Origin of the sequence: Allocatelliglobosispora scoriae (assembly GCF_014204945.1) — a bacterium.
Taxonomy (GTDB): Bacteria; Actinomycetota; Actinomycetes; order Mycobacteriales; family Micromonosporaceae; genus Allocatelliglobosispora; species Allocatelliglobosispora scoriae.
This window is the reverse complement of the sequence record NZ_JACHMN010000002.1, coordinates 3,777,872-3,801,200: the sequence shown is the minus strand read 5'-3', so window position 1 is coordinate 3,801,200 and position 23,329 is coordinate 3,777,872. Positions and strand designations below refer to the sequence as shown.

19 protein-coding genes and 1 tRNA gene are annotated in these 23,329 nt (G+C 70.5%); 9 read left to right on the top strand and 11 right to left on the bottom strand.

The window, feature by feature from the left end:
- The first annotated feature begins 99 nt into the window (after nucleotides 1-99).
- The gene (locus F4553_RS22925; RefSeq protein ID WP_184839147.1) at nucleotides 100-777 is read left to right on the top strand and encodes a Crp/Fnr family transcriptional regulator; all 678 of its coding nucleotides are present in this window, start codon (nucleotides 100-102) and stop codon (nucleotides 775-777) included.
- Between the two features lie 154 nt (nucleotides 778-931).
- A complete protein-coding gene (locus F4553_RS22920; protein ID WP_184839145.1) occupies nucleotides 932-1,894 on the top strand; it encodes a chaplin family protein in 963 nt (320 codons plus the stop codon).
- A 251-nt stretch (nucleotides 1,895-2,145) separates the two neighbouring features.
- On the opposite strand, the gene F4553_RS22915 is transcribed toward F4553_RS22920, so the two are convergent.
- The 7 genes from F4553_RS22915 to sp36 all read right to left on the bottom strand — a co-directional run bounded on the left by F4553_RS22915 (nucleotide 2,146) and on the right by sp36 (nucleotide 11,786).
- The gene (locus F4553_RS22915; protein ID WP_184839143.1) at nucleotides 2,146-4,164 is read right to left on the bottom strand and encodes an ATP-binding protein; all 2,019 of its coding nucleotides are present in this window, start codon (nucleotides 4,162-4,164) and stop codon (nucleotides 2,146-2,148) included.
- Nucleotides 4,161-5,690 (bottom strand): acyl-CoA carboxylase subunit beta, encoded by a 1,530-nt coding sequence (locus F4553_RS22910; RefSeq protein WP_184839141.1) that lies wholly within the window; start codon nucleotides 5,688-5,690, stop codon nucleotides 4,161-4,163. The genes F4553_RS22915 and F4553_RS22910 overlap by 4 nt, the downstream gene beginning before the upstream one ends.
- Before the next feature lie 198 nt (nucleotides 5,691-5,888).
- On the bottom strand, nucleotides 5,889-6,833 hold the full coding sequence (locus tag F4553_RS22905) for a serine/threonine-protein kinase (protein ID WP_376776243.1): 945 nt from the start codon (nucleotides 6,831-6,833) through the stop codon (nucleotides 5,889-5,891).
- Nucleotides 6,834-6,843: 10 nt separating this feature from the next.
- Entirely contained in the window at nucleotides 6,844-10,407 is a 3,564-nt protein-coding gene (locus F4553_RS22900; protein WP_184839139.1) for an adenylate/guanylate cyclase domain-containing protein, read from the bottom strand.
- Nucleotides 10,404-11,081, bottom strand: coding sequence for an MBL fold metallo-hydrolase (locus F4553_RS22895; protein ID WP_184839137.1), 678 nt, complete (start codon nucleotides 11,079-11,081; stop codon nucleotides 10,404-10,406). The genes F4553_RS22900 and F4553_RS22895 overlap by 4 nt, the downstream gene beginning before the upstream one ends.
- A gap of 84 nt (nucleotides 11,082-11,165) precedes the next feature.
- Nucleotides 11,166-11,627, bottom strand: a complete 462-nt coding sequence (locus F4553_RS22890; RefSeq protein ID WP_184839135.1) for a RidA family protein — start codon at nucleotides 11,625-11,627, stop codon at nucleotides 11,166-11,168.
- Nucleotides 11,628-11,786 (bottom strand): Sp36 family protein, encoded by a 159-nt coding sequence (gene sp36, locus F4553_RS22885; RefSeq protein ID WP_184839133.1) that lies wholly within the window; start codon nucleotides 11,784-11,786, stop codon nucleotides 11,628-11,630.
- Nucleotides 11,787-11,907: 121 nt separating this feature from the next.
- On the opposite strand from sp36, the gene F4553_RS22880 reads away from it, so the two are divergent.
- The 3 genes from F4553_RS22880 to bagB are packed head-to-tail and all read left to right on the top strand — an operon-like array spanning nucleotide 11,908 to nucleotide 15,149.
- Nucleotides 11,908-13,017, top strand: coding sequence for an Rv0361 family membrane protein (locus F4553_RS22880; protein ID WP_184839131.1), 1,110 nt, complete (start codon nucleotides 11,908-11,910; stop codon nucleotides 13,015-13,017).
- Between the two features lie 45 nt (nucleotides 13,018-13,062).
- The gene (gene bagA, locus F4553_RS22875) at nucleotides 13,063-14,043 is read left to right on the top strand and encodes an ATPase BagA (RefSeq protein ID WP_184839129.1); all 981 of its coding nucleotides are present in this window, start codon (nucleotides 13,063-13,065) and stop codon (nucleotides 14,041-14,043) included.
- Nucleotides 14,040-15,149: an ArsA family ATPase gene (bagB, locus tag F4553_RS22870; RefSeq protein ID WP_184839127.1), complete on the top strand. Its 1,110-nt coding sequence runs from the start codon at nucleotides 14,040-14,042 to the stop codon at nucleotides 15,147-15,149. The genes bagA and bagB overlap by 4 nt, the downstream gene beginning before the upstream one ends.
- A gap of 63 nt (nucleotides 15,150-15,212) precedes the next feature.
- On the opposite strand, the gene F4553_RS22865 is transcribed toward bagB, so the two are convergent.
- Nucleotides 15,213-17,723, bottom strand: coding sequence for a transglycosylase domain-containing protein (locus F4553_RS22865; RefSeq protein ID WP_184841078.1), 2,511 nt, complete (start codon nucleotides 17,721-17,723; stop codon nucleotides 15,213-15,215).
- Between the two features lie 420 nt (nucleotides 17,724-18,143).
- Here F4553_RS22865 and F4553_RS22860 point away from each other — a divergent pair, with 420 nt between their 5' ends.
- The gene (locus tag F4553_RS22860) at nucleotides 18,144-18,437 is read left to right on the top strand and encodes a WhiB family transcriptional regulator (protein ID WP_184839125.1); all 294 of its coding nucleotides are present in this window, start codon (nucleotides 18,144-18,146) and stop codon (nucleotides 18,435-18,437) included.
- 71 nt (nucleotides 18,438-18,508) lie between these two features.
- Here the strand turns inward: F4553_RS22860 and F4553_RS22855 are convergent, their stop codons facing one another.
- Nucleotides 18,509-18,964: a GatB/YqeY domain-containing protein gene (locus F4553_RS22855; RefSeq protein ID WP_184839123.1), complete on the bottom strand. Its 456-nt coding sequence runs from the start codon at nucleotides 18,962-18,964 to the stop codon at nucleotides 18,509-18,511.
- A gap of 25 nt (nucleotides 18,965-18,989) precedes the next feature.
- On the opposite strand from F4553_RS22855, the gene F4553_RS22850 reads away from it, so the two are divergent.
- The 3 genes from F4553_RS22850 to F4553_RS22840 all read left to right on the top strand — a co-directional run bounded on the left by F4553_RS22850 (nucleotide 18,990) and on the right by F4553_RS22840 (nucleotide 21,208).
- Nucleotides 18,990-19,871, top strand: coding sequence for a metallophosphoesterase (locus F4553_RS22850; RefSeq protein ID WP_184839121.1), 882 nt, complete (start codon nucleotides 18,990-18,992; stop codon nucleotides 19,869-19,871).
- Between the two features lie 67 nt (nucleotides 19,872-19,938).
- Nucleotides 19,939-20,012: transfer RNA gene (locus F4553_RS22845), tRNA-Pro, on the top strand.
- Between the two features lie 446 nt (nucleotides 20,013-20,458).
- The gene (locus F4553_RS22840) at nucleotides 20,459-21,208 is read left to right on the top strand and encodes a helix-turn-helix domain-containing protein (RefSeq protein ID WP_184839119.1); all 750 of its coding nucleotides are present in this window, start codon (nucleotides 20,459-20,461) and stop codon (nucleotides 21,206-21,208) included.
- Here F4553_RS22840 and F4553_RS22835 read toward each other — a convergent pair.
- Together F4553_RS22835 and F4553_RS22830 are read right to left on the bottom strand one after the other, a co-directional pair.
- The gene (locus tag F4553_RS22835) at nucleotides 21,188-21,901 is read right to left on the bottom strand and encodes an HAD family hydrolase (RefSeq protein ID WP_246466467.1); all 714 of its coding nucleotides are present in this window, start codon (nucleotides 21,899-21,901) and stop codon (nucleotides 21,188-21,190) included. The genes F4553_RS22840 and F4553_RS22835 overlap by 21 nt on opposite strands.
- 112 nt (nucleotides 21,902-22,013) lie before the next feature.
- The gene (locus F4553_RS22830) at nucleotides 22,014-23,279 is read right to left on the bottom strand and encodes a DUF6923 family protein (protein WP_184839117.1); all 1,266 of its coding nucleotides are present in this window, start codon (nucleotides 23,277-23,279) and stop codon (nucleotides 22,014-22,016) included.
- Nucleotides 23,280-23,329: the final 50 nt, after the last annotated feature.

The window sequence follows — 23,329 nt, the reverse complement described above, 5'->3', positions numbered from 1 at the left end:
GGCCCAACTGTGCCTAGACTGACGTTGCGTGTTTGTTGCGCAATAGTGGTAGGGATACAGGGTTGAGAAGCAGCCGGCGCGCGATGGAGGTAGAGCTCGATGGATGAGGTTCTGGCTCGCAGCGGAATCTTCCAGGGTGTCGACCCGGAGGCCGCCGAGGCGCTTGCGCGCGAGATGGAGACGATCGAGGCCCGAAAGGGCGAGGTCGTCTTCAACGAGGGCGAGCCCGGTGACAGCCTCTATATCGTCCTGTCCGGCAAGCTCAAGGTCGGCCGCCGTGCCGCCGACGGCCGGCAGAACCTGATCGCCGTGATGGGCCCGTCCGACATGGTCGGCGAGCTCTCGCTCTTCGACCCGGGTCCTCGCACGGCCACCGCCACGGCGGTCACCGACACGCGCCTGGCCCGGCTGCGCAAGCAGGCGCTGCGGCCATGGCTCAACAACCGTCCCGAGATCGCCGAGCAGCTCCTGCGGGTGCTGGCGCGGCGCCTTCGGCGTACCAATGACGCGCTTGCGGATTTGATCTTCACGGATGTCCCCGGGCGCGTGGCGAAGAACCTGCTGCAGATGGCGGGTCGCTTCGGCACGCGGGACGGCGGCGTGCTGCGGGTCACCCACGACCTCACGCAGGAGGAGCTCGCTCAGCTCGTCGGTGCGTCGCGCGAGACGGTCAACAAGGCCCTCGCCGACTTCGCCTCGCGCGGTTGGCTTCGCCTCGATGGCAAGAGCGTGATCATTCTCGACCCGGAGCGGCTTGCACGCCGGGCCCGAGTTTAGTTAGCAATTGTCCGTTTTGTCGGATCAAAACTGTCGGTAACCTGACCTTTTCGTCTCATCCCTCAGCGGGACCTCGTTTCTCTCAGCGTCCGTGGATCCGTCGCATTTGCGGCGGTCCGCACGTCACCCGATGATCGAGAGAAGGTCCCTCGCGATGAACACGTGGGTTCGACGCTCACTCAACGCCGGTGCCCTGTCTGCCGGCGCCCTGCTGGCATGCGGCACCGCTGCGCACGCCGACACCACGTTGGTGAGCAGCGACAACACCGGCATTCTCAACGGCACCCAGCTCTACGCCCCGATCCAGATCCCCGTCGACGTCTGCGGCAACGCGGTCGCGCTGCTCGGCACCGCCGGGGCGAGCTGCGAGGGCGGCGCCACCGCCGTCAACAAGGAGTGGGGCTGGGCGCACTACCAGGCCACGTCCGGCAACACGGGCATCCTCAACGGAACCCAGATCGCCGCTCCGATCCAGATCCCCGTCGACGTCTGCGGCAACGCGCTCGGCGTCATCGGCGGCGCCTGGGCGGGCTGCGAGGGCGGCGCCACCGCCACCAACGGCGGCGGTCACGGTCACAAGAACGACCGCGGTGGGTACGGGCACCGTCGCGAATCCGCCGAGACCGAGGGTCTGCCCGTGGTGGGCTCGCTCGGCGGACTGACCAACGGTCTCCCGCTCGTCGGCGGCATGCTCAGCGGCGGACAGGGCTCCTCCGGCCTGCCCCTCGTCGGCCCGCTGCTGTCCGGCCTGACCGGCAGCAACACCAACCTGCCCCTCGTCGGCAGCCTCGGCAACCTGGGCGACCTCGGCGGCTTCCAGACCGAGAGCACCGGCGGACCGGCGACCGTGATCAACGGCGGCTCCGGTGGCGGCAAGGGTCACCCGACCCCGCGGCCCAAGCCGAAGCCGACGCCTCGCCCGCAGCACGACTGCGACGAGCACGGCCACGGTGGACGTGACGTCACGATGATCAGCAGCGGCAACACGGGCATCCTGAACGGCACCCAGATCTACGCGCCGATCCAGATCCCCGTCGAGGTGAGCAGCCTCGCCGTGGGCCTCCTGGGTACGGCCAACGCGTGGAGCCAGGGCGGCTCCTCCGCCGACCTGGGCTAGCAGCTACCGCCGGTCTGCCGATATCGAAAGCGGCGAACACTGCAGAAGTCACTCCAGGCCTCGGCAGACCGGCAACACCCATTCGCGCAGATGTGGCGGGCTCCCGACCGGGTGCCCGCCACTTCCATCCTGAATTTTAATGCTGGACACGCCGCGAAAAGTGCAACAAAAGTCAGGATCAACTTCTCGGAAGAGTTGATCCTGACTTTTGTTGCAGGTTGGACGGCGTGTCCAGCATTAAAATTCAGGGGTTAGCTGACCAGGACTGCCAGGACTGTGCCGGTGTCCACCTGGGCTCCTACCGTCACCGGGACCTCGCTCACCACACCGGCGGCGGGGGCGTGGACCGGGTGCTCCAGCTTCATCGCCTCCAGGGTCATCAGCAGCTCGCCCGCGGCGACCCGCTGGCCCGGCATCACCAGGACGCGCCCCACGCTGCCGGGCAGCGGCGCCGTCAACGAGCCCTCGGCGGCCTCAGCGCCCGGCAGCGGGAACCTCGGCAGCTCCGTCAGGGTCAGCGAGCCCTCGACGCTGTCGACATAGGTGACGAGCCCGACCCGGTGCAGGTCGACCCGGAGCATGATGCCCGCGACATCCAGCACGACATGGGTCTCGGTCGCGGTGACGACGGCGACCGGCGGATGGTCCTCGGCCGGTCCGGGCAGTCCGAGCCCGGCGAGGTCGATCTCCTCCGGGTCGACGGCGCGGACCCACCACTGGGCGAGGGCGCCGACCCGGTCCAGCCGGTAACCGATCTCCATCGGCCCGGAGGGCGAGTCGTAGACGACCGTCTGCGCCACCGTCGGCACGTTGCGCCAGCCGGACGGGATCGTCGGCTGCACGGTCGCGGTGGCCCGGCGAGCGGCACTGCCCGCGAGCGCCGCGGCGAGGCAGGAGAGCCGGACCGCGTCGACGCTGGAGAGCAGCGGCGCGAAGAGCTCCGGGTGCCGGTCGAGCATGCCGGTGTCGATCTGGCCCATCAGGAAGGCCGGGTGCCGCAGCGTACGCACGAGCAGGTCACGGTTGGTGAGCAGCCCGTGCACCTGGGTCTTCGCGAGCGTGGCGGCGAGCAGCCGGGCGGCCTCGTAACGTGTCGGCGCCCAGGCCACGATCTTCGCCAGCATCGAGTCGTAGTGCACGCCGATCCGGCTGCCCTCCTCGACGCCCGAGTCGAGCCGGATGCCGGGCAGGTTCATCGGGGCGAATCTCGAGGTGACCCCCGGTACCTCGAATCGCTGCAGAGTGCCGGTGGCGGGGAGCCAGGCGGTCGCCGGGTCCTCGGCACAGAGCCGCACCTCGATGGCGTGCCCGCGCATCGGGGGTGCCGCTCCGGCGGCCAGCGCGCCGCCCTCGGCGACGAAGAGCTGCATCCGGACCAGGTCGATGCCGGTGACGCACTCGGTGACCGCGTGCTCGACCTGCAGCCGCGTGCTCATCTCCAGGAAGAAGAACTCGCCGCTGGGGGTGAGCAGGAACTCCACGGTGCCGATGCCGACATAGCCGACCGCTTCGGCGGCGGCGACCGCGGCCCGGCAGAGGTGGTCGCGCAGCTCGGGTGAGACCGCCGGGGAGGGCGTCTCCTCGATCACCTTCTGGTGGCGGCGCTGGATCGAGCACTCCCGCTCCCCCAGCGTCATGATGTTGCCGTGCTGGTCGGCGAGGATCTGCACCTCGATGTGGCGGGCGCCCTCGATGTAACGCTCGCAGAAGACGTCGCCGTCCCCGAACGCGGTGAACGCCTCCCGGCGGGCCGACGAGACGGCCTCGGCGAGCGCACCGGCCTCGCGTACGACCCGCATGCCCCGGCCACCGCCACCGGTGGAGGCCTTGACCAGCACCGGGTACTCGTCGACCGTCTCGGGGTCGGTCCAGCTCGGCAGCATCGGCACATCGGCCTCGGCGAGCAGCGCCTTCGCCTCGACCTTGTCGCCCATCACCTCGATCACCTTGGCGGGCGGGCCGACCCAGGTGAGCCCGGCGTCCGCGACGGCGGCGGCGAAGTCCGGGTTCTCGGCGAGGAAGCCGTAACCGGGGTGGATCGCGTCGGCGAGCGTCTTCTTCGCCGCCGCGATGATCAGATCCCCGCGCAGGTAGGTGGCGCTCGGCGCCGATCCCGGCAGCTGTACGGCGTAATCGGCCTCGGCGAGGTAAGGCGCGTCGGCGTCCGCGTCGGAGTAGACGGCGACCGTCTCCACCCCGACGGCTCGGCAGGTGGCGAAGATGCGGCGGGCGACCTCGCCCCGGTTGGCAACGAGCAGGCGCCTGATCATGGTCTGTTCCCCTCTGAAGCGGCTCCACGGTGGATCGAGGAGAGGCAGATGCCCAGTACGGTTCGGGTGTCCCGCGGATCGATGATGCCGTCGTCGGCGAGGAGCCCGGACCGGCGCATCGCCGACGACTCCTCCTCCAGCCGGAGCGCGGTGACGGGGTGGTCGGGTTCGCCGTCGTCGGCGAGTGACCGGTGCTCGGCGATCGCGAGCACCTGGGCCGGCGGCAGTGCCGAGGCACGCGCGGTCGGCCAGCTCAGCAGGAAGCGGGGGTTCATGCCACGACCGCCCAGCGCCTGCCCGCCTGGCCCGTGCGCGCTGCCGGTCACGATGGTGATCAACGGCGCGGGGGTGTTGGCGAGCGCCCGGACGAGCCGGGCCGCGCTCACCGCGATGCCCCGGGACTCGTCATCCCCGCCGACGGCGAAACCCGTCGAATTCACGAGGAGCACCAGGGGTACGGGCGCCGAGATCTCGATGAACCGCAGCGCCTTGGCGATCTCGTCGACGCCGAGCATCGGCCGGTCGCTGGCGATGACGCCGATCGGGTGGCCGTGCACGCTGCCCCAGCCGGTCACGAGGCCCTCCCCGAACAGGGGCGCGACCTCGTCGAACTCGCTGCCGTCGAGGATCCGGGCGAGGGTTTCCCGCGCCGGGCTCGTCGCTGCGGCCACGGCGATCAGGTCGTCGGCGTCGTATTTCGGGGGTGCGACCAGGCCCGGCGGGGAGGCGGTTCGAGGGGTGCGCAGGCGGCGTACCGCGTGGCGGACCAGGCGCAGCGCGTCCCGCTCGTCCTCGGCGAGCAGGTCGGCGAGGCCCGTGCGGGTGGCGTGCAGGGTCGCGCCGCCGAGCGCCTCCTCGTCGACCACCTCGCCGGTCGCGGCCCGGACGACGTGGGAGCCGGCCAGATGGACGCGGGCCTGTCCGCGTACCAGGATGACCTGGTCAGCGAGCGCGGGCAGTGACATGCCGGCGGCCGTGGCGATCCCGAAGATCGCGCAGATCGAGGGCGAGCCGCGACCGCGCAGCCTGGCCTGCCCGCCGAGGACCGCGCCGCCGGGCAGCAGCGCCTCGGCCTGGCCGCTCGGGTCCAGGCCGTCCGACTCGATGAGGCTGACCAGGGGCAACCCGTTGTCTGCCGCGATCTGGGCGGCTCGCTCCATCTTCAGCAGGGAGTACGCGTTGACCGCGCCCCCGCGCACCGTCGGGTCGCTCGCGATGATCACGCATTCGGTGCCTTCGACGACACCGATCCCCGTGACCACCCCCGCCCCGACCGGGTGCCCGGTGCCGAACCCCGCGATCGTGGAGAGCTCCAGGAAGGCCGTGTCCCGGTCGAGCAGCAGTTCGATCCGCTCCCTGGGCAGCAGCTTGCCACGGGCGTGATGCCTCGTGACCTGCTTCTCCCCGCCGCCCTCGCGGGCCTTCACGATCGCCGCGTCCAACTCTGCCACCGCGGTCAACATGAGCCCGCGACTGTCCAGATAGGAGGGTGTACGCGGATCAAGCCCTGTATCGAGAATCGCCATCTGCGTACCTGATCTCTAGACACTCGTGCGTCGCCAACACGACAACGAGCGTCCTCGGACCACCGGTACGGCGCACCCGGCGCGTCTCCTGGATAAAGCCCCGATTGCCCTCGACCCATCCAAGATCGCACCAACTCTTGAAGAGTTGCGGCGATCTTGGCATCTGCCGAGTTCGCCGAGGTCACACGGCAGCCTCGCTCAGTCGTCCAGGCCGAACAGACGCGCCAGCGACCACCGGCGCGGGGCCGGTGCCGTCACCTCGTCGGCGGCGTCGCTGCGCCGGTCAAGGCTGGGAGCACCGCGCTGACCCGGGATCTCACTCGTGAGCTCCAGCGCGGCGAGGCGCCCGGCGAGCTCCGCGGCGGTCGGCCGGTCGAGCGGATCGTTGGACATGCCCTGGCGGAGCAGCTCGGTCAGCTGGGGCGAGACACCGGCGAGATCCGGGATCGCCTCGGTGAAGAGCTCCAGCAGCGCCGACAGGCCCAGATAGTGGTCGTCGCGCCAGCGCGGCGGAGCACCCCGGAGCAGGGCATAGAGCGTCGCGCAGAGCGAGTAGACATCGGCGGCGGGCGCGGGCTCCGCCCGGTCGAACATCTCCGGCGGCGCGTAGGCCGGGGTCAGGATCTCCAGGTTGACCGTCGGATCGCGCATCTCCACGAGGATGGAGAGCCCGAAGTCGGCGAGCGCGGGCTCACCGAAGACGCTGATCAGGATGTTCGCCGGTTTCACGTCCCGGTGCAGCACCCCGAGTTTGTGCGCGTCCGCCAGCGCACCGGCGATCTTGACCCCCAGCTCGCGTACCTCGACCTGATCCAGCACCCCGACCTTCATCCGGTCGGCGTAGCTCTCGGCGCAGAGCTCCATCACCAGGAACGGCCGGTTGTCATCGGTGACCCCGGCATCGAAGAGGTCGACGACGTGCCGGTGCGACGACATCCGCCCGGCGGCGTGCGCCTCGCGGATGAAGCGGCGCTGCTCCAGCTCGTCCTCGATCGTCCGATTTTCGATCTTGACTGCGACCTCGCGGCCGACCCTGCCCTGGGTGGCCCGGTAGATCGTCGCGTAGCCACCGTGGCTGTGCAGCTTCAGCTCACCGAGGCCAGCGATGGTCGGCGGGAGGTCGGCCGATTGAGGGTTGTTCACGAAGGAGAATTTACGTGGCCGACCGGACCTCGGTCAGCACCCGGGTGGCTACCCGCTTACTGCGAATGTCGTCGGCGGGTAATGCGACCGCCAACTCCGCCTGTGTGAGCGCCTCATCGCGGCGTCCGGCGGCGAGCAGGGCCGAGGCGTAGAGCGCGACCGCCTGACTGCGGGAGAAGAGCATCGACGGGGCGGTGGGCTTGCGGGCGAGCACCTCGAGCGCGTCGATAGCGCCTTGGGGGTCACCGGCCGCGAGCCGCGCGGCGCCCAGTAGCGCCCGTGGACCGACCTGGACGGACTCCAGCATGCCGTGCTCGGTGACGATCGAGAGCACCCGGCGGGCGTCGCGCTCGGCGCCGTCGGGGTCGCCCTGGTCCAGGCTGACGAAGCCGCGCATCGTGCCGGCCATGCCGAGCAGCAGCGGGTGCGCCGTGCGCTCGCCATAGGTGAGCGCGTCGCTGAGCAGGTCGGCGGCGTGGCCCGGTTCATTGAGGCCCCGGGCGATGACACCCCGCACCACCAGCGCGAACCCCCGCCCCCAGAGATCATTGGCGGCGGCGAAGTCGCGATAGGCGCGCCGGGCGTCGCGGTCCGCCGAGTCGAGCTCGCCCAACTCGGCAGCGGCGTAGGCGTCGACCGCGCGCAGCGTGCCGACGGCCCAGGCCTCGCCGACCCGCTCGCCGAAGGGCAGGAAGACCCGGGCGAGCCGCTGTGCCTCGGTGAGGCGCCCCGCGAGCAGGCGGTTGAAGGCGGTGGCCCCGCGCAGCCAGGCCCGCCCGGCCGGGTCACGCAGCTCGGCGAAGAGCCGGGCCGCCCGGCCCAGCGCCGCGTCGGCACCGGCGAAGTCACCCCGGGTCGTGGTGACCCAGGCGAGGTTCTGCAGCGACCAGGCCTGCGAGCGGCGGTCACCGGCCGCGACAGCCACCTGGAACGCAGCCGCGAAGCGGGACCCCGCGTCGGAGAGCCGCCCGCTGAGGAAGTCGGCCATGCCCAGCCGCCGCATCGCCTCGGCACGCTCAGCCGAAGCCGACGCCTCGGTCGCCACCGAGAGGGCCTCCTGCCAGCACGCGGTGCTGCGCACGGGGTCGCCGAGCACACGATGCGCCCGACCGGCGAGCAGCAGCGCAGCGGCTCGGATCCGTGGCTCCTCGGCCGCGTTGGCGATGATCTTCTCGGAGTTGGTGAGCGCCTCCGCCGTCCGGCCCGACTGCAGCAGCGCGCGAGCGTGGGTGAGCCAGATCGGCAGCGGCAGCGAACCGGCGAGCTTCTCCGCCCGTGCCGTCAGCTCCAGTGCCGAGGCGGGCTCGCCCTCGGCGCTGGCTCGCGCTGCGGCCCGGCCGAGGGCGGCGACCCCGAGCGGGGAGACCTCCCTGGCTGCGGCGTCGGGACGCAGCCGCACCGCGTCGGCGAGCTGGTGCGCCCGCTCCGCGTGGTCGGCGATGAAGTCGTCGCGCACATCGTCCGGGACGCCGTGCATCGCCGGAGCGAGCCGACGGCCCGACGGGGCGGTCCAGGGTTCGTCGGCGGCGCTCGGACCGGCCGGTGCGGCCCAGCGGGCCAGGAAGGCATGACGGTCGGCGAGATCGGCCTTGGAGATGCCTCCGTAGGCCGCCTCGCGCAGCAGCGGCGTGGCGAAGGCGAAGCCGCCCCGCACCCGGCGCAGCATCCGCCGGGCGAGCAGCTCGTCGATGGCCCGGTCGAGCTCGACGGCGACCACGGCAGCCGGGCGGCCGTCGCGGCCGGAGCGGCGTTCGCGCAGCGCCTCCAGGGCGCCCGCCGGTGAGGTGTCGCCCACGACCGCCGCGTCCCGCAGCACCGATCGGGCATCGGCGGGGAGCGCATCGATGCGGGCGGCGAGGACCGCCGCGAGGTCGCGGGAGAGCAGCCGGGAGCCGAGCGAGCCCGGGGTCAGCCGCCACACGCTGGCGGGCTCCGCGCGGCTCGCCGACGGGATCGCCCGATGCGGGGAACCGAGCCCGCCCGCCGCGGTCGTCGGGACCGGTCGACCGGCGATTCCCCTGGTCAGAGCACCGCGCTCGATCAGCAGGGTGACGAGCTCGGCGAGGTAGAACGGGTTGCCCTGCGCGGTGGCGAGCAACCGGTCCTCGTCGGGCTGCGGCAGCCGCCCGCCGCGCAGATAGCTCGCGAGCAGCCGGGCCGCGTCGGCGCCCCGCAGCGGCGCGAGGGTCTGCACCTCGGCGTCGGCGACCCGGGTCAGCAGCCCGGCCTTGCGGACGAGCTCCGGCCGCCCCAGCAGCAGCACCAGGATCGGGCCGGTCAACTCGGCGAGGGTGATGCCGAGCGCGTCGATCGTGTCGGGGGTGGCGTCCTGGAGGTCGTCGACGAGCACCACGACGGGTGATTCGGCGGCGAGGGCCGAGAGGAACCCGGCCACCGCCTTCGCGAGCACGGAGAGATCGGCGTTCTTGGTCTCGTCGTCGATGGGACGGGCGCCGTCGGGATAGAGGCCGAGCAGGATGAGCAGGTGATCGACGGCGATCGCGGGCACCGGCTCGCCCGGCCGGGAGCGGGCCAGCAGCCGCTGGCGCAGCCGGATCAGGCGTTCCTCGATCGCGACGCGGGTCACCGCGGTGGACTGGTCCATCGGCAGGCCGATCGCCTGGCGGACCAGGTCGGCCAGGGGTGCCAGCCGCCGGCGCTCGCCGTAGGCCGCACAGTGCACGCTCAGCACCCGCGCGCCGGTCCGGGCCGGGTAGCGGCCCGGCACCACCTCGTAACCCGTGGCGAAGCGCTCCACCTCGGCCGCGAAGCGGGTCTTGCCGATGCCCGCCTCGGCGGTGAGCACCAGGACCCGGGGCTCGTTGCGGTCGACGACCTCGGCGAGCCGGCCGATCACCCGGCCCAGCTCCGCCTCCCGCCCCACGAAGGGTGCCTCGTCGCCCATGCCGCTGCGGGTGCCGGGTGCGTCATGCAGCCCCAGCAGCTCGAACGCCTCGACGGGTTCGCGTTTGCCCTTCAGCCGCAGGGGTCGCAACTCGCGCCAGCCGGCCAGGTGGCGGGTGGCATCGGCGGTACGCCGACCCGCGTACACCGCACCGATGGCGGCTGCGTCGGCGAGCCGGGCAGCGGTGTTGACCACGTCGCCGATGACCGTGTATTCGATGGCACCCTGGATGCCCGCGATGACCTCGCCGGTGTTGAGCCCGACCCGCAGCCCCAACGGCGCCCCGCCGCCCCGCTCGTCGTCGAGGACCCGCCGCACCGCGCGCTGGATGGAGAGAGCAGCGCGAACGGCCCGCTCGGCGTCGTCCTCGTGCGCCACGGGCGCGCCGAAGACCGCCATGATCCCGTCGCCGGTGAGCTTGTCGACGTGCCCGCCGAAGGTCTTCACGGCGCCGGCGAGGGCCGCCATCACCCGGTCGGTGACCGCGCCGACCCGCTCGGGATCGAGATCCTCCGACCAGGAGGTGAAGTCGGAGAGGTCGCCGAAGAGCACGGTGACGACCCGGCGCTCGGCCCGGGGCAGGTCGGCGGCGGCCGGAAGCGCGGCTCCGCAGTTGTGACAGAAGTTGGCCCCGAGGACGGCGACGGTCCCGCAGATGGGGCAGGTCATGGCCGCCCCAGGTAGGCGAGCTGAGCACGAACCGACCACACCGCCGCGAAGCGGACACCCGGATCCACGTCGGCATAGACCACGTCGACGACATCCTCGGCGGTCTCGGCGCCCGCGGCGAGCGCGGCGCGGACCTGGTCGAGGCGCTGCTCCCGATGGCTCAGATAGGCCCTCGCCGCGGCACCCACGTCGGGGATGACCGGACCGTGCCCCGGCAGCCCGAGCACTCCGTCGAAGCCCGCCAGCACCCGCAGGCTCGCCAGATAGGCACCGAGATCGCCATCGGGCCACGCGACGACGGTCGTCCCCCGGCCGAGGATCGTGTCGCCGGTGAAGACGGCACGCTCGCCGTCGCGATCGGCGACGAAGCAGACCGAGTCGGCGGTGTGTCCGGGTGTCGGGAGGACCTCCAGACCGGTCGGAGCGGTGACGACCACGGCGCCCGTGAGCTCGATCAGACCGGGGACGCCATCGGTATGGTCCGGGTGCCCGTGCGTGGTCACGATCTCGTCGACCGAGCCGATCGCGGCGAGATGTCCCTGGTCATCGGGGCCGGGGTCGATGCAGATCCGCCCGTCGACGATCCAGGTGTTGGTCCCGTCCAGCGTCATCGGTCCGGGGTTGGGTGCACGAAGCAGAGACACCCACTCAGGAAGCCGAGCCCCACCCGCCATGCCAGCGATGTTAGCCCGCCGAACGCTCCCACCCACCACCTAAATCCAGGTGATGGATGGGAGCGCGCCCGGCTGTAACTACAACTACTCGGAGACCTCGGCGATGACCTCGACCTCGACGGGCGAGCCCAGCGGCAGTTCGGCGACACCGACAGCACTGCGAGCGTGCCGTCCGGCCTCGCCGAAGACCGCGCCGAAGAGCTCGGAGGCACCGTTGATCACCGCGGGGATGGCCGTGAAGCCCTCGGCCGCGGCGACGAACCCGGTCACTTTAACGATCTTGACAACCTTCTCCAGGCCCACCAGGGAGTCGATCGCGGCGAGCGCGTTCAGCGCGCACCGCTCCGCGAGCTCCTTGGCCTGCTCGGGCGAGACCCCGTCACCGACCTTGCCGGTGGCGAGGAGCTTGCCGTCGACCATCGGCAGCTGGCCCGAGACGAACACCTGGTCGCCCGACTGCACCGCCGGTACATAGGAGGCGACCGGCGGCACCACCTCGGGGAGCGTGAGTCCGAGCTCGCCGAGCTTGGCGTACGGGTCAGTCATCTAGGCCTCCTTGGGCCGCTTGAAGTAGGCGACGAGCTGTTCCGGGTTGGGTCCAGGGACCACAGCAACCAGTTCCCAGCCGTCCGTACCCCAGTTATCCAGGATCTGCTTGGTCGCGTGCACCAAAAGCGGCACGGTCGCGTACTCCCACTTCGTCATGCCTGTCACCATAACCGGGTGCGCGCATCCTCCGGCGAGCGGTTAAGCTCACTCGCCACGCGCCCGGAATCGAACCGGCACGACGCACCGCGACCAACCGCCCTGCGGGGGAGAACAGACCATGACTGAGCCGCTGACGCCGCCGACCGACCCCTACCAGCAGCCGGCGTCCGCGCCGGAGCCGCCGACCGCGCCGATCCAGCCGCCCGCCGACCAGCCCGTCGCAGCGCAGCCGGCCGGCGACGGCACGCAGCCGTACCCGAGCGCGCCGGCCTTCCCCGCACCGCAGGAGTACCCCGCCACGACTGCCTACCCGGCGGCGCCGACCTTCCAGTCGGGCCCGGCCCCCGTGGCTCCCGGCACGCCGGACGCGACCCCGCCGACCTCCGGCTACCCCGTCGCCCCCGCGCCCGGCTACCCGGCCGCCGCCCCCACCTCGGGCTACCCGGCTGCGGCGCCGACCTCCGGCTACCCGGCCGCCGCCCCGACCTCGGGCTACCCCGCCGCCGCCCCGACCTCGGGCTATCCGACCGCGGCGCCGACCTCGGGCTACCCCGCCGCCGCTCCGGTCTCGGGCTACCCCGCTGCCCCCACCTCGGGTTACCCGGCCGCCGCTCCGGTCTCTGGCTACCCCGCCGCGCCGACCTCCGGTTACCCGGCTCAGCCCGGCTACGGTCAGCAGCCCGGCTACCCGCAGACCGCGCCGCAGGGCTACCCCGCCTACGGCCAGCCCGGTCAGCCCGGTTACCCGGCCGGTTACCCCACGCCCGAGGCTCCCAAGAAGAAGAGCAAGGCGCCGCTGATCATCGGCATCGTGCTCGGCGTCCTGCTGCTGCTCTGCGGCGGCGGCGGCCTGGCGGCGTTCCTGATCTTCAAGAACAACGTCGACCCGCTCGGCACCGGCTACGACACCCCGAAGACCGCGACGAACGCCTTCCTCAACGCCTTCTATGTCGAGAAGAACTCCGGCAAGGCCGAGGAGACCGTCTGCAAGCAGGCGCGGGTCAAGAAGGACATCGACGCCCAGATCGAGCGGATCGCCGGTTACTACACGACCTACAACAGCCCCAAGTTCACCTGGGAGATCAAGGTCACCGACGAGACGGCCGAGAGCGCGAAGGCCGATGTCAAGCTCACGATGACCACCGCCGACGAGAAGGTCAGCACTCAGAACCTCTCCCTGGTCGTCACCAAGATGGATGGCTGGCGGGTGTGTGACGTCAAGGGATGACCCGCTTCGGTCGGTCGTCCAACCGCCCAGGGTAACCTCCTATAGATGACCTCCTCGACGCTGACGGACGGGCCGGCCAACTCATGGCCGGCCCGTCTGCACGTGGTCAGCGGCAAGGGCGGCGTGGGCAAGACCTCGGTCGCCGCGGCGCTGGCTCTCGCGCTCGCCGATCAGGGCCGGCGCACGCTCCTCGTCGAGGTGGAGGGCAGGCAGGGCATCGCCCAGCTCTTCGGGCTGCCACCGCTGCCCTACGAGGAGCGGCTGGTGGCGACCGTGCCGGGCGGCGGTGAGGTCCGCGCGCTCGCGGTCGACCCCGAGGAAGCCCTCCTGGAGTACCTCGCCCTCTTCTACAAGCTCGGCGCGGCCGGCCGGGCGCTGCGCAAGGTCGGCGCCATCGACTTCGCCACCACGATCGCCCCCGGGCTGCGGGATGTCCTGCTCACCGGCAAGGTGAAGGAGGCGACCACCCGCACCGACGAGCGCGGTCGCCGGGTCTATCACGCGGTGGTGCTCGACGCACCGCCCACCGGCCGGATCGGCCGCTTCCTCAACGTCACCGCCGAGGCGGCGAAGCTCGCCAAGATGGGCCCGATCAAAAACCAGAGCGAGGGCGTGGCGGCGCTGCTGCGCTCGCCGATGACCTCCGTGCACCTGGTGACGCTCCTGGAGGAGATGCCGGTGCAGGAGACGGTCGACGCGGTCGCCGAGCTCAAGGGCCTCGGCATCGCGGTGGGCAAGGTGATCGTCAACCGCGCGCAGCCGCAACTTCTCGAGGGGTCCCGCCGCATCACGCTCGCCGACATCCGCCGCGGCCTCGTCGCCGCGGGCCTGCCCGCCGACAAGCCGACCGTCGCCGGTCTCCAGGTCGAGGCGACCGCCTACCTGGCGCGCCGGTCGATCGAGCAGGAACTCGGCGCCGAGCTGGCCGAGGTGGGCCGCCCCCTGGTCGAGCTGCCGCTGCTGCCCGGCGGCATCGGCAGGGACACCCTGACCGACCTCGCGAGCCTTCTGCGGGCGGCGCCGTGAGTCATTCTCTGGATGTCGACGGGCTCCTCAGTGACGCGTCCGTGCGGATCGTGGTCTGCTGCGGATCGGGCGGGGTGGGCAAGACGACCACGGCTGCCGCACTTGCCCTACGCGCGGCGGAGCGGCACGGGCGCCATGTCGTCGTGCTCACGATCGACCCGGCCCGCCGCCTGGCGCAGTCGCTGGGCCTGACCGAGCTCGACAACACCCCGCGCGCCGTCACCGGCATGGACGAGAGCGCCGGTGGCGAGCTCTCAGCGATGATGCTCGACATGAAGCGGACCTTCGACGAGGTCGTGGCCGCCCACACCGAGCCGGCCCGGGCCAAGGAGATCTTCGCGAACCCGTTCTACCAGGCGATGAGCTCGACCTTCTCCGGCACTCAGGAATACATGGCGATGGAGAAGCTCGCCCAGCTCCGCGCCTCGAAGGACTGGGATCTCATCGTCGTCGACACCCCGCCCTCACGGTCGGCGCTGGACTTCCTCGACGCACCGGCCCGCCTGGGCCGCTTCCTCGACGGCAAGATGCTCCGGCTGCTGATCGCCCCGGCCAAGGCCGGCGGGCGCAGCGTCTTCAACCTGGTCACGGCGTCGTTCGGGCTCTTCTCGAAGGCGGTCCAGAAGATCCTCGGTGCGCAGCTGCTCACCGATCTCTCGGGCTTCGTCGCGGCGCTCGACTCGATGTTCGGCGGGTTCCGCGAGCGGTCCGAGCAGACCTATCGGGTCCTCCAGGATCCCCAGACGGCGTTCCTGGTGGTCGCGGCGCCGGAGCCCGACGCCGTCCGCGAGGCGGCCTTCTTCGCCGGCCGGCTCGGCGAGGAGCGGATGCCGCTGGCTGGGCTGGTTCTCAACCGGGTGCATCAGACCGGTGCGGCCGAGATCTCCGCGGCGGAGGCGCTCGCCGCCGCCGACTCGATCGCGGCGGAGTTCCCCGTCGCCGCCGACGCGCTGCGGATCCACGCGGCCGTCGCCGAGCAGGCGGAGCGCGAGCAGCGGGTGATCGGCCGGTTCACCGGCGAGTTCCCCCAGGTCCCGGTGCTGGCGATCGCCGCTCAGGCAACGGATGTGCACGACCTCGACGGCCTGCGCGCCATCCTGGCGTAGCGGTCCCGGACATGACGATGGCGCCTCCGGAGATCCGGGGGCGCCATCGTCGTTGACGCGTTTCTAGAGGTTGTAGCGCTCCTCGTTACGGCAGATCGGCGGGCAGGTCAGGGTGAAGCCCACCTGATCGGGCTGGACCCGCCGTCCGCCACCCGGACCGCCGGGCCCGCCGCCGGCACCGGGGCCGGGCGGGACCGTCGGTGCCTTCTTGCCGTTGCTGATCTGGATCACGACCAGGCCGTTCTTCTGCGCCCGGCCGGTCGGGTTGGTGCCCGCGAAGGTGCCCGCGGGGCAGGCGGAGTCGATCGGCTTCGTGTCGATGTCGACCTGGAACCCGCTGTTCTTCAGGATGCTCTGGGCCGCGGCGACCGTGGCACAGGCCGGGATGGACGGGATCTTGACCGGGGTGCCGTAGACGATCTTCTGGTTCTCCGGCTTCTGGAACTTCTGGACCGGCTTACCCTTCATCGCGTCCCGCAGCACTATGTAGGAGGCGGGGTTGGCGATCGGGTGGCTGTTGGTCGGCATCGAGGCGAGCGTGTAGTCCGGGTCGGCGAGGATCGAAGCGACCGCGAGCTGCGGGGTCATGGAGACGAAGGCCGCCGTACGGTTCTCGTCGGTGGTGCCGGACTTGCCGGCGACCTGACGGCCGACGATGCCGCGGACGTTCGTCGCGGTGCCGCCGTCGCACTTGCCGTAGAGCGAGCTGTCACCGAGCGGGCACCGGGCGGCGTCGACGGCAGCCCGGGCCACATCGGTCTCGATCACCTTCTTGCAGCGCGGGTTGCCCACGTCGAGCACCTTGCCTCCGGCGTCGGTGATGCTCTCCACCGGCGTCGGCTCGCAGTAGGTGCCGTCGGCGGCGAGCGTCGCGTACGCGTTGGCGGTCTCCAGCGGGGTGTTGGAGGTGACGCCCAGGGTGAAGGCGCCCCACGCGTCCGGGTGCTTGGCGTAGTAGGCGTCAGAGCAGCACTTGGTGGCGTCGCCGCGGAACTTCAGACCCATCCGGGTGGCCGCGTCGATGACGTATTTCGGTCCGACGCGCTGGATGAGCTGGGCGAAGTAGGTGTTCACGGAGCGGCCGAAACCGCTCCACATGTTGCGGACGCCGTTCATCCAACCGGGGTTGGCGTTGCCCGGGCACCAGTAGCCGCCGCAGCTCGCCGGGCCGGAGCCGACTGGGAACTTCGAGACGAAGGTGCTGTCGGCCTTGATGTTGGTGTCCAGCGGCATGCCCCGCTCCAGGGCTGCCACCAGCGTGAAGATCTTGAAGGTGGAGCCGAACTGGTAACCGTAGTCGTCGCCGGTCATCAGCGGGTTGGCCGTGTTGGGGTAGGTGCCCCGGATGCCGAGTGCCCGCTTCTTCGGGTCGGTGTTGACCCCGTTCTGCGGGTTCTTCGGGTCATCGATCTTGAAGTTGCGGTTGACCGCGAGCGAGCGCACCTTGCCGGAGCCGGGCTCGATCGAGGCGGACATCAGTGCGAGCTTGCTGCCCGTCTTGAGCTGCTTCTCGACCGTCTTCTTCGCCGACTCCTGCGTGACGATGTCGAGCGAAGAAATGATCTTGTAGCCACCGCTGTTGAGTGCGCGCTCGCGCTCGTACTCGTTGGCGCCGAAGGCATCCTGCTGCATCCACCAGCGGGTCAGGAAGTCGCAGAAGAAGCCCCAGTGGGCCTTGATCGTGGCGAAGCAGCCCTTGGGCGCCCGCTTGCCGACGATCGTCAGCTCGGTCTTGAGCGCGGCGGTCTGACCGGCGTCGTCGATCGCGCCGATCTCGTGCATCTGCCCGATGACCCAGTCGCGCCGGTCCTTGCCCTTCTTGAACCCGTCGGGGTCGATCGCGTTGTCGAGACCGACCGGGTTGTAGTTGGACGGCGACTTGACCAGACCCGCGAGGAACGCCGCCTCGGGCGCCGTGAGGTCCTTGGGCTCCTTGTTGAAGTAGACCTGGCTGGCGGCGTAGATCCCGAAGGCGCCGTTGCCGTAGAAGGCCATGTTCAGGTAGCCCTCGAGGATCTGCTCCTTGGTCATCCGCTCCTCGACCGCGAGGGCGTTCTTGATCTCCAGGAGCTTGCGCTGGGCGGTGTCCTCGGTGGCGGTCAGCATCTTGTTGGGGCTGTTGGTGGAGTAGGAGACGGCGAGGCGGACGAACTGCATCGTCAGCGTCGAGGCGCCCTGCTCGGTCTCGCCGGCCTGCTTGTTGGCGACGAAGGCGCGGGCGATGCCCTTCATGTCGACGCCGTTGTGCTCGTAGAACTTGTGGTCCTCGGCCGCGACGATCGCCTTCTGCATGATCGGCGCGATCTCGTCGAGGCGCACGTTGCGGCGGTTCTCGTCGTACATCAGCGCCAGCAGCGTCTTGCCGTCGGAGGCGTAGACATAGCTGATCTGGGGGGAGGTCTTGAGGGTCAGCTCGACGGGGAGGTCACCGAAGGCTTTGGCCCCTGCCTTGGCCGCGAGGCCGGACATGGCGATCGCTGGGAACGCCGCCGCAGCCACTACCACTCCGGCCAGCAGACCACAGAGCAATAGGGACGACACGTTCGCGAGCACGCTGTGGTCACGCTTGGGCATCCGGGTCACCGCCTCAGAGTAGTTGGGACATCAGAGAGCAGCCAGCCTGGGCCGCGACCTAAAGGGCTCGTTCTCGTTGTCCAAGACGCACGACCCCCGGCGTGCGGTTGCGAGTTACCAGAAGATCCTTCACGGCCGTTGTCAGGCTGAAGATCCACAGAACCCATGCCGGAGTGAAACGCGCCAAAAATCCGATACAGGCGATTCCGCCGACAACGTTGCGTAACCGCGTGACTACGGAGCATGATGGTCCGGCGAGACATTGCCGCCCGCGGTGCCATTGCGGGGAGGGAGTCAGCGCCAGCGTGCCCACGTTGGCGAGGACAGGCCTCGGGGGCGGTCGGGGGCGATTGCCCCGTTCGCGGCGCGACGTCAGACGGGCCCGAGCGGAGTGGTCGGAAGCAAGGGGGGACGTGGAACATGGGCATGGTCACGGATTGGCCGAGCATGGCGGCATGCCGCAACGGCGACCCGGATGCACTCTTCGTGCAGGGCGCCGAGCAGAATGTCGCAAAACGCGTATGCCGCGGTTGTCCGGTTCGCTACGAGTGCCTGGCAGACGCACTCGACAACCGGATCGAGTTCGGTGTCTGGGGTGGCATGACTGAGCGTGAGCGCCGTGCTCTGCTCCGTCGGCACCCGCAGGTGGTGAGCTGGCGGCGGACCTTCGAGACCGCCATGAAGCAGAACGACAAGCAGCTGGTCACTGCTTAGAGCCAACCAACAGGGGGACCGTGCCGGCCGGGCACGGTCCCCCTGTTGGCGTCTTGGGGCAATCAGCCGGGTCAGGCGGTCAACTGGCGGCGTACCTCCGCCGAGAGCCTGCCCCCGTCGGCTTGGTCGCCCACCACGGCCTTGACCGCCTTCATGGCCGGGCCCATCGAGCCGGGGCCGGAGAACCCACCCGCGGTGAGCGCGGCTGTGACCGCCGCCACCAGCTCATCGTCGGAAAGCTGACGCGGCAGGTACGCCGAGAGCACCGCTTCCTCAGCGAGCTCCTTCTCCGCCTGCTCCGCCCGACCGGCGTCGGCGAAGGCGGTGGACGCCTCGCGGCGCTTCTTCGCCTCCTTGATCAGCACGGCCAGCACCTCGTCATCGGAGAGTTCCCGCTTCACCGTGCCCGCGACCTCGACGTTGCCGATGGCGGTCAGCGCCATCCGCAGGGTGGAGGTGACGGTGGTGTCCCGGTCCTTCATTGCCTGCCGCATGTCAGCGGTCAGCCGGTCTTTGAGAGTGCTCACGGGTTGAGAAACTACCCTTACGTGCATGAGCCCGCTCGGAAAATTGGCCGCCGGCGTCGTCGTGGCGGGCGCCGCCACCTTCGCTTACGCCTCGGTCGTCGAACGCAACCTCTTCACGCTGCGCCGATTCGACGTGCCGGTGCTGGCGCCGGACGCGGAGCCCCTGCGCATCCTGCACCTCTCCGACCTGCACCTGACCCCCGCCCAGCAGCGCAAGCAGCGGTGGGTCGCGGAGCTGGCCGCCCTCGACCCCGACCTGGTCGTCGTCACCGGCGACAACATGGCACATCCGGACGTCATGCCCGCGATCGAGCGGACCCTCGGCCCGCTCCTGCACTACCCCGGCGCCTTCGTCTTCGGCTCCAACGACTACTCCGGACCGGTCTGGAAGAGCCCGTTCTCCTACTTCTCCCACCGCGACGAATACGAACACGGCGTCGACCTGCCTTACGAGGAGTTGCGCAGTCTCTTCGTCGGGGCGGGCTGGGCCGACCTCAACAATGCGCACACCACCGTCAAGGCGGGCGGACGCGTCGTCGAGCTGATCGGCGTCGACGACCCGCACATCGGGCGCGACGCCTACCACTCCGTGCTCGCATCCAGCACCTCCGACCTGCGGCTCGGGCTGCTGCACTCCCCCGAACCCCGCCTGCTCGACGCGATGTCCGCCGACGGATACCAGCTCCTGCTCGCCGGACACACCCACGGGGGGCAGGTACGCGTACCCGGCGTGGGTGCCCTGGTGACCAACTGCGGCCTGGACCGGCGGATGGCCCGGGGCCTGCACCGCTGGCCCGGCACCGACTCCTACCTGCACGTCAGCGCCGGTCTCGGCACCCACCCGACCGCGCCGGTGCGGTTCGCCTGCCGCCCCGAGGCGTCGATTCTGACGATCATCCCCCGGTGACCGGGACGCCACGGGGGTACTGAGTTTGCGGGGAGCGTGCCGTCAGCTACTATTTGTCGGCACGCCTCGGGGTATAGCGCAGCTTGGTAGCGCGCTTCGTTCGGGACGAAGAGGTCGTCGGTTCAAATCCGGCTACCCCGACAGAGGCAAGGGCCAGGTCACTTCGGTGACCTGGCCCTTCTGCATTCAGCCGATAGGGGCGAGACTCACATGGTGAGGGACGGCCAGCCGCTCCGACTGCCTGGCATTACTGGTCCACGTCCTTCCACGGAGCGTCCTGTGGCACAACCGCTGATCCAGCAAGATCCCAGCAACCCCTCAAGGGTCGGCTCCCACGGGCGCACCCGAGCTCATCCAGGGACACGTTGTGGCTGCCTCAGGACCGCTGAGACAGCCACAACGTGTCCCTGGATGAGAATGAGTCGGCTAGCCAGGCGCGCCACCGGCGGCAGCACAGCCCGAACGCGAGGAGATATGCCCGCGATCATGACCCATCCCGATAACGCGCTGGTTGCGGGACTCCCCATAACCGGTCGCGTGCCCCATCATTGACGCAAACGAATGACCTTCCTGGAACGGGATATCCAGTGGCAAACGAGCGGCTGCGCAGCGCGATGGGGACGGGTGGCTACTCCACGCCGAAACTCGCCGGTGAGCTGGGCGTCGACCCCAAGACCGTCGAGCGTTGGATCACCCGGGGCGTCGTCCCGCACCGGACCACGGCTCTCGCCGCCGCGAGGGTGCTCGGCGCCCAGCCCAATTGGCTGTGGCCGGCGCTGGTCGAGACGAACGCGACCGCGACCGAGTCGGAGGTGGTGACGTTCTATCCGCACCGGGCGCAGACACCGAAGGCGCTCTGGCTGGACCTGCTGCGGGACGCGCAGCGCGAGATCACCCTGATGGCGTACGCGAGCCTGTTCCTGCCGGAGGACAACCCGGAGTCGATCCGCCTGCTGCGGGACAAGGCGGCGGCGGGGTGCCGGATCCGGATCGCGCTCGGCGACCCCGATTCGCCCGAGGTGGCGCTGCGCGGCGTGGAGGAGCAGCTCTTCGAGGGTCTGGTGGGGCGGGTCCGGATGGCGATCGCCTATTACCGGCCGCTGCTGGGGACGCCGAACATCGAGTTCCGCCTGCACCGCACGACGCTCTACAACTCGATCTTCATCTACGACGACGAGATGCTGGTCAACCAGCACGCCTACGGGGTCTACGGCTACATGGCGCCGATCCTGCACCTGCGGCGGGTCGAGGGCGGCGATCTCTTCGGCACCTATGCGGACTCGCTGGAGCGGGTCTGGGATGCCGGCTACCCCTACTTACCGGGCGCGGCGAGCTGAGAGCACCGCCTCGACGAGCCGAGGGGTGTCCTTCAGGTCGGGCAGCACGACGTCGGCGCCGAGGGTGGTGAGGTCGTCGACGTCATACTCCCCCGAGGCGACCGCGACGACGTAGGCACCGCCGACCTTGCCGGCCTCGACATCGCGCGGGGTGTCGCCGACGATCACGGTCGTGAAGGAGTCGAAGACGATGTTGTATTTCTCCAGCGCCTTCGACCGGGCGATCTCGACGAGGTCGTTGCGCTGCTCGCTGTCGGAGCCGTAACCGCCGATCTCGAAGTCGAGGAATCCGTGCAGGCCGAAGGTGGCGAGCTTGGTGAAGGCGTTGGCCGCGACGTTGCCCGAGAGCACCGACTGGATCACGTTGTGCTCGTGGGCGAGCGCGTGGGTGGCGTGCCGGGCGCCGGGCATCGCCTTGCCCCGGTTGCGCAGCTGCACGACGAGGGAGTCGAGCGCGCGCGGCATCACCTTGAATAGGCGCTCGTACTGATCGCGCGAGATCTCCAGACCGTGCCGGTCGAAGAGCGAACGCATGATCGCGATGTCGGTCATTCCATCGGTGATGACCTTCTCGGTGGAGGTGCGGCCGGTCAGCATCCGGAAGGCGAGGGCATAGGCCTCCTTGCTCACTCCGCCATTGGAGATGAGCGTCCCATCCACGTCCCAGAGGACGAGCAACGGCGTCTCGGCCATGGCGTTCACGCTAGGGCCAGCACCGCCTCACAACCACCCCGAAGCCGGGACACTTGACGGACATCTTGCCGATTGAAACGCCCCTAAAACGCCCCAGCAATCGACGCAACTCCTAGCGAACCTTGATCTTCCCTCGGGCGGCGGCCTTCGTGACCAGGCCAATCATCGTGAGTGCACCGACTCCGGCCGCCACTCGCCGCCGCTTTTCGGTCCGGTCCGGCGGCGCACCCCGTCGATGCACGGCGAGCTGCGCCGCGACCGACTCAGGGTAGGCGGGTGGCACCACCGCGCGCGGCCGCTTCCACGCCGGGGCACGCGGCGGCGGATCGACGGGTCGCGGTCCTTCCGGGGGTACGCCCACCGGCGCCAACCCCCGCGGCGGACGGACCACGATGGGCGCGACCGCCCCCGCCGACGGCACCGCACGAACGGGTCCGGGGCTGGTCCGAGCGGGCGAAGGAGCTGCCGATGCGGGCCGCGCACCGGGCCTGGACGCCGCGATCGGCGTCCGGACCGGGGTCGCCGACGGGCTGGGCACCACGGCCGGGCTCGGTGATGCGGGCAGGCTCGGCGAGTTCGCCGGACCGGGCGAGGCGGACCGCGACGGCGACGGCGACGGCGACGGCGACGGCGACGACGCGATCCGGCACCCCGCCGCGTCCGAGCTCCCCACCGGCTCCTCGGTGGCCACCGCCACCCCGACCGACGGGTTCGCCAGGTCCACCCGGAAGGTCGTCCCGGTGCCGTTGTGCCTGGCCCACAGCACCCCGTCGATCGGATCCACCCAGACCGCGCCATAGGTGCTCCCCGGCACCAGCCCTCGCGGCCGCCCGAGCTCCCGGACCGAGCCGGTGACCGGGTCGATGCTGACGAGCACTGCGGTGCGGCGCAGCGTCGAGATGGCGAGCAGCCGGGTACCGCTCGGATCGAGATCCCAGTCGCCGATCTCGACCGGGCCGCTCAGGTGCACGGGCTCGGCGAGGCGCAGCCCGTCCAGGAGGATCCGCTGCACCGAGTCGTCGGCGAGCAGGAAGAAGGTGCCGTTGCGAATGGCTCCGGCGTACGCGTCGGCGAGGGTGGGGACCGTCGCGAGGTCGGTCATCTCGCCGTCGGTGCCGAGCCGGACCAGCCGGGTGCCCCCGCCCTGTGCGATGCCGTAGAGATCGCCGTCCCAGTAGCCGACCGCGTTGACGGGACTGTCCAGCCTCGTCAGGGGCTTGCTGGTGCCCGTACCCGGATCGATTTGATAGAGGGTGGAGCGGTCGGCCGTGCCGCGCGAGCGCACTTCGTATGTCGCGCAGGCCGCGCGGGTCTCCGGTGCCGCGAGCGCGATCAGCGGGGCGAGCACGACCACCGCGCCCGCGATCGCCCATATCATTCGCCGACGCCGCATATCCGGACAAACGTTCCGCGTCACCCTGCGTGACG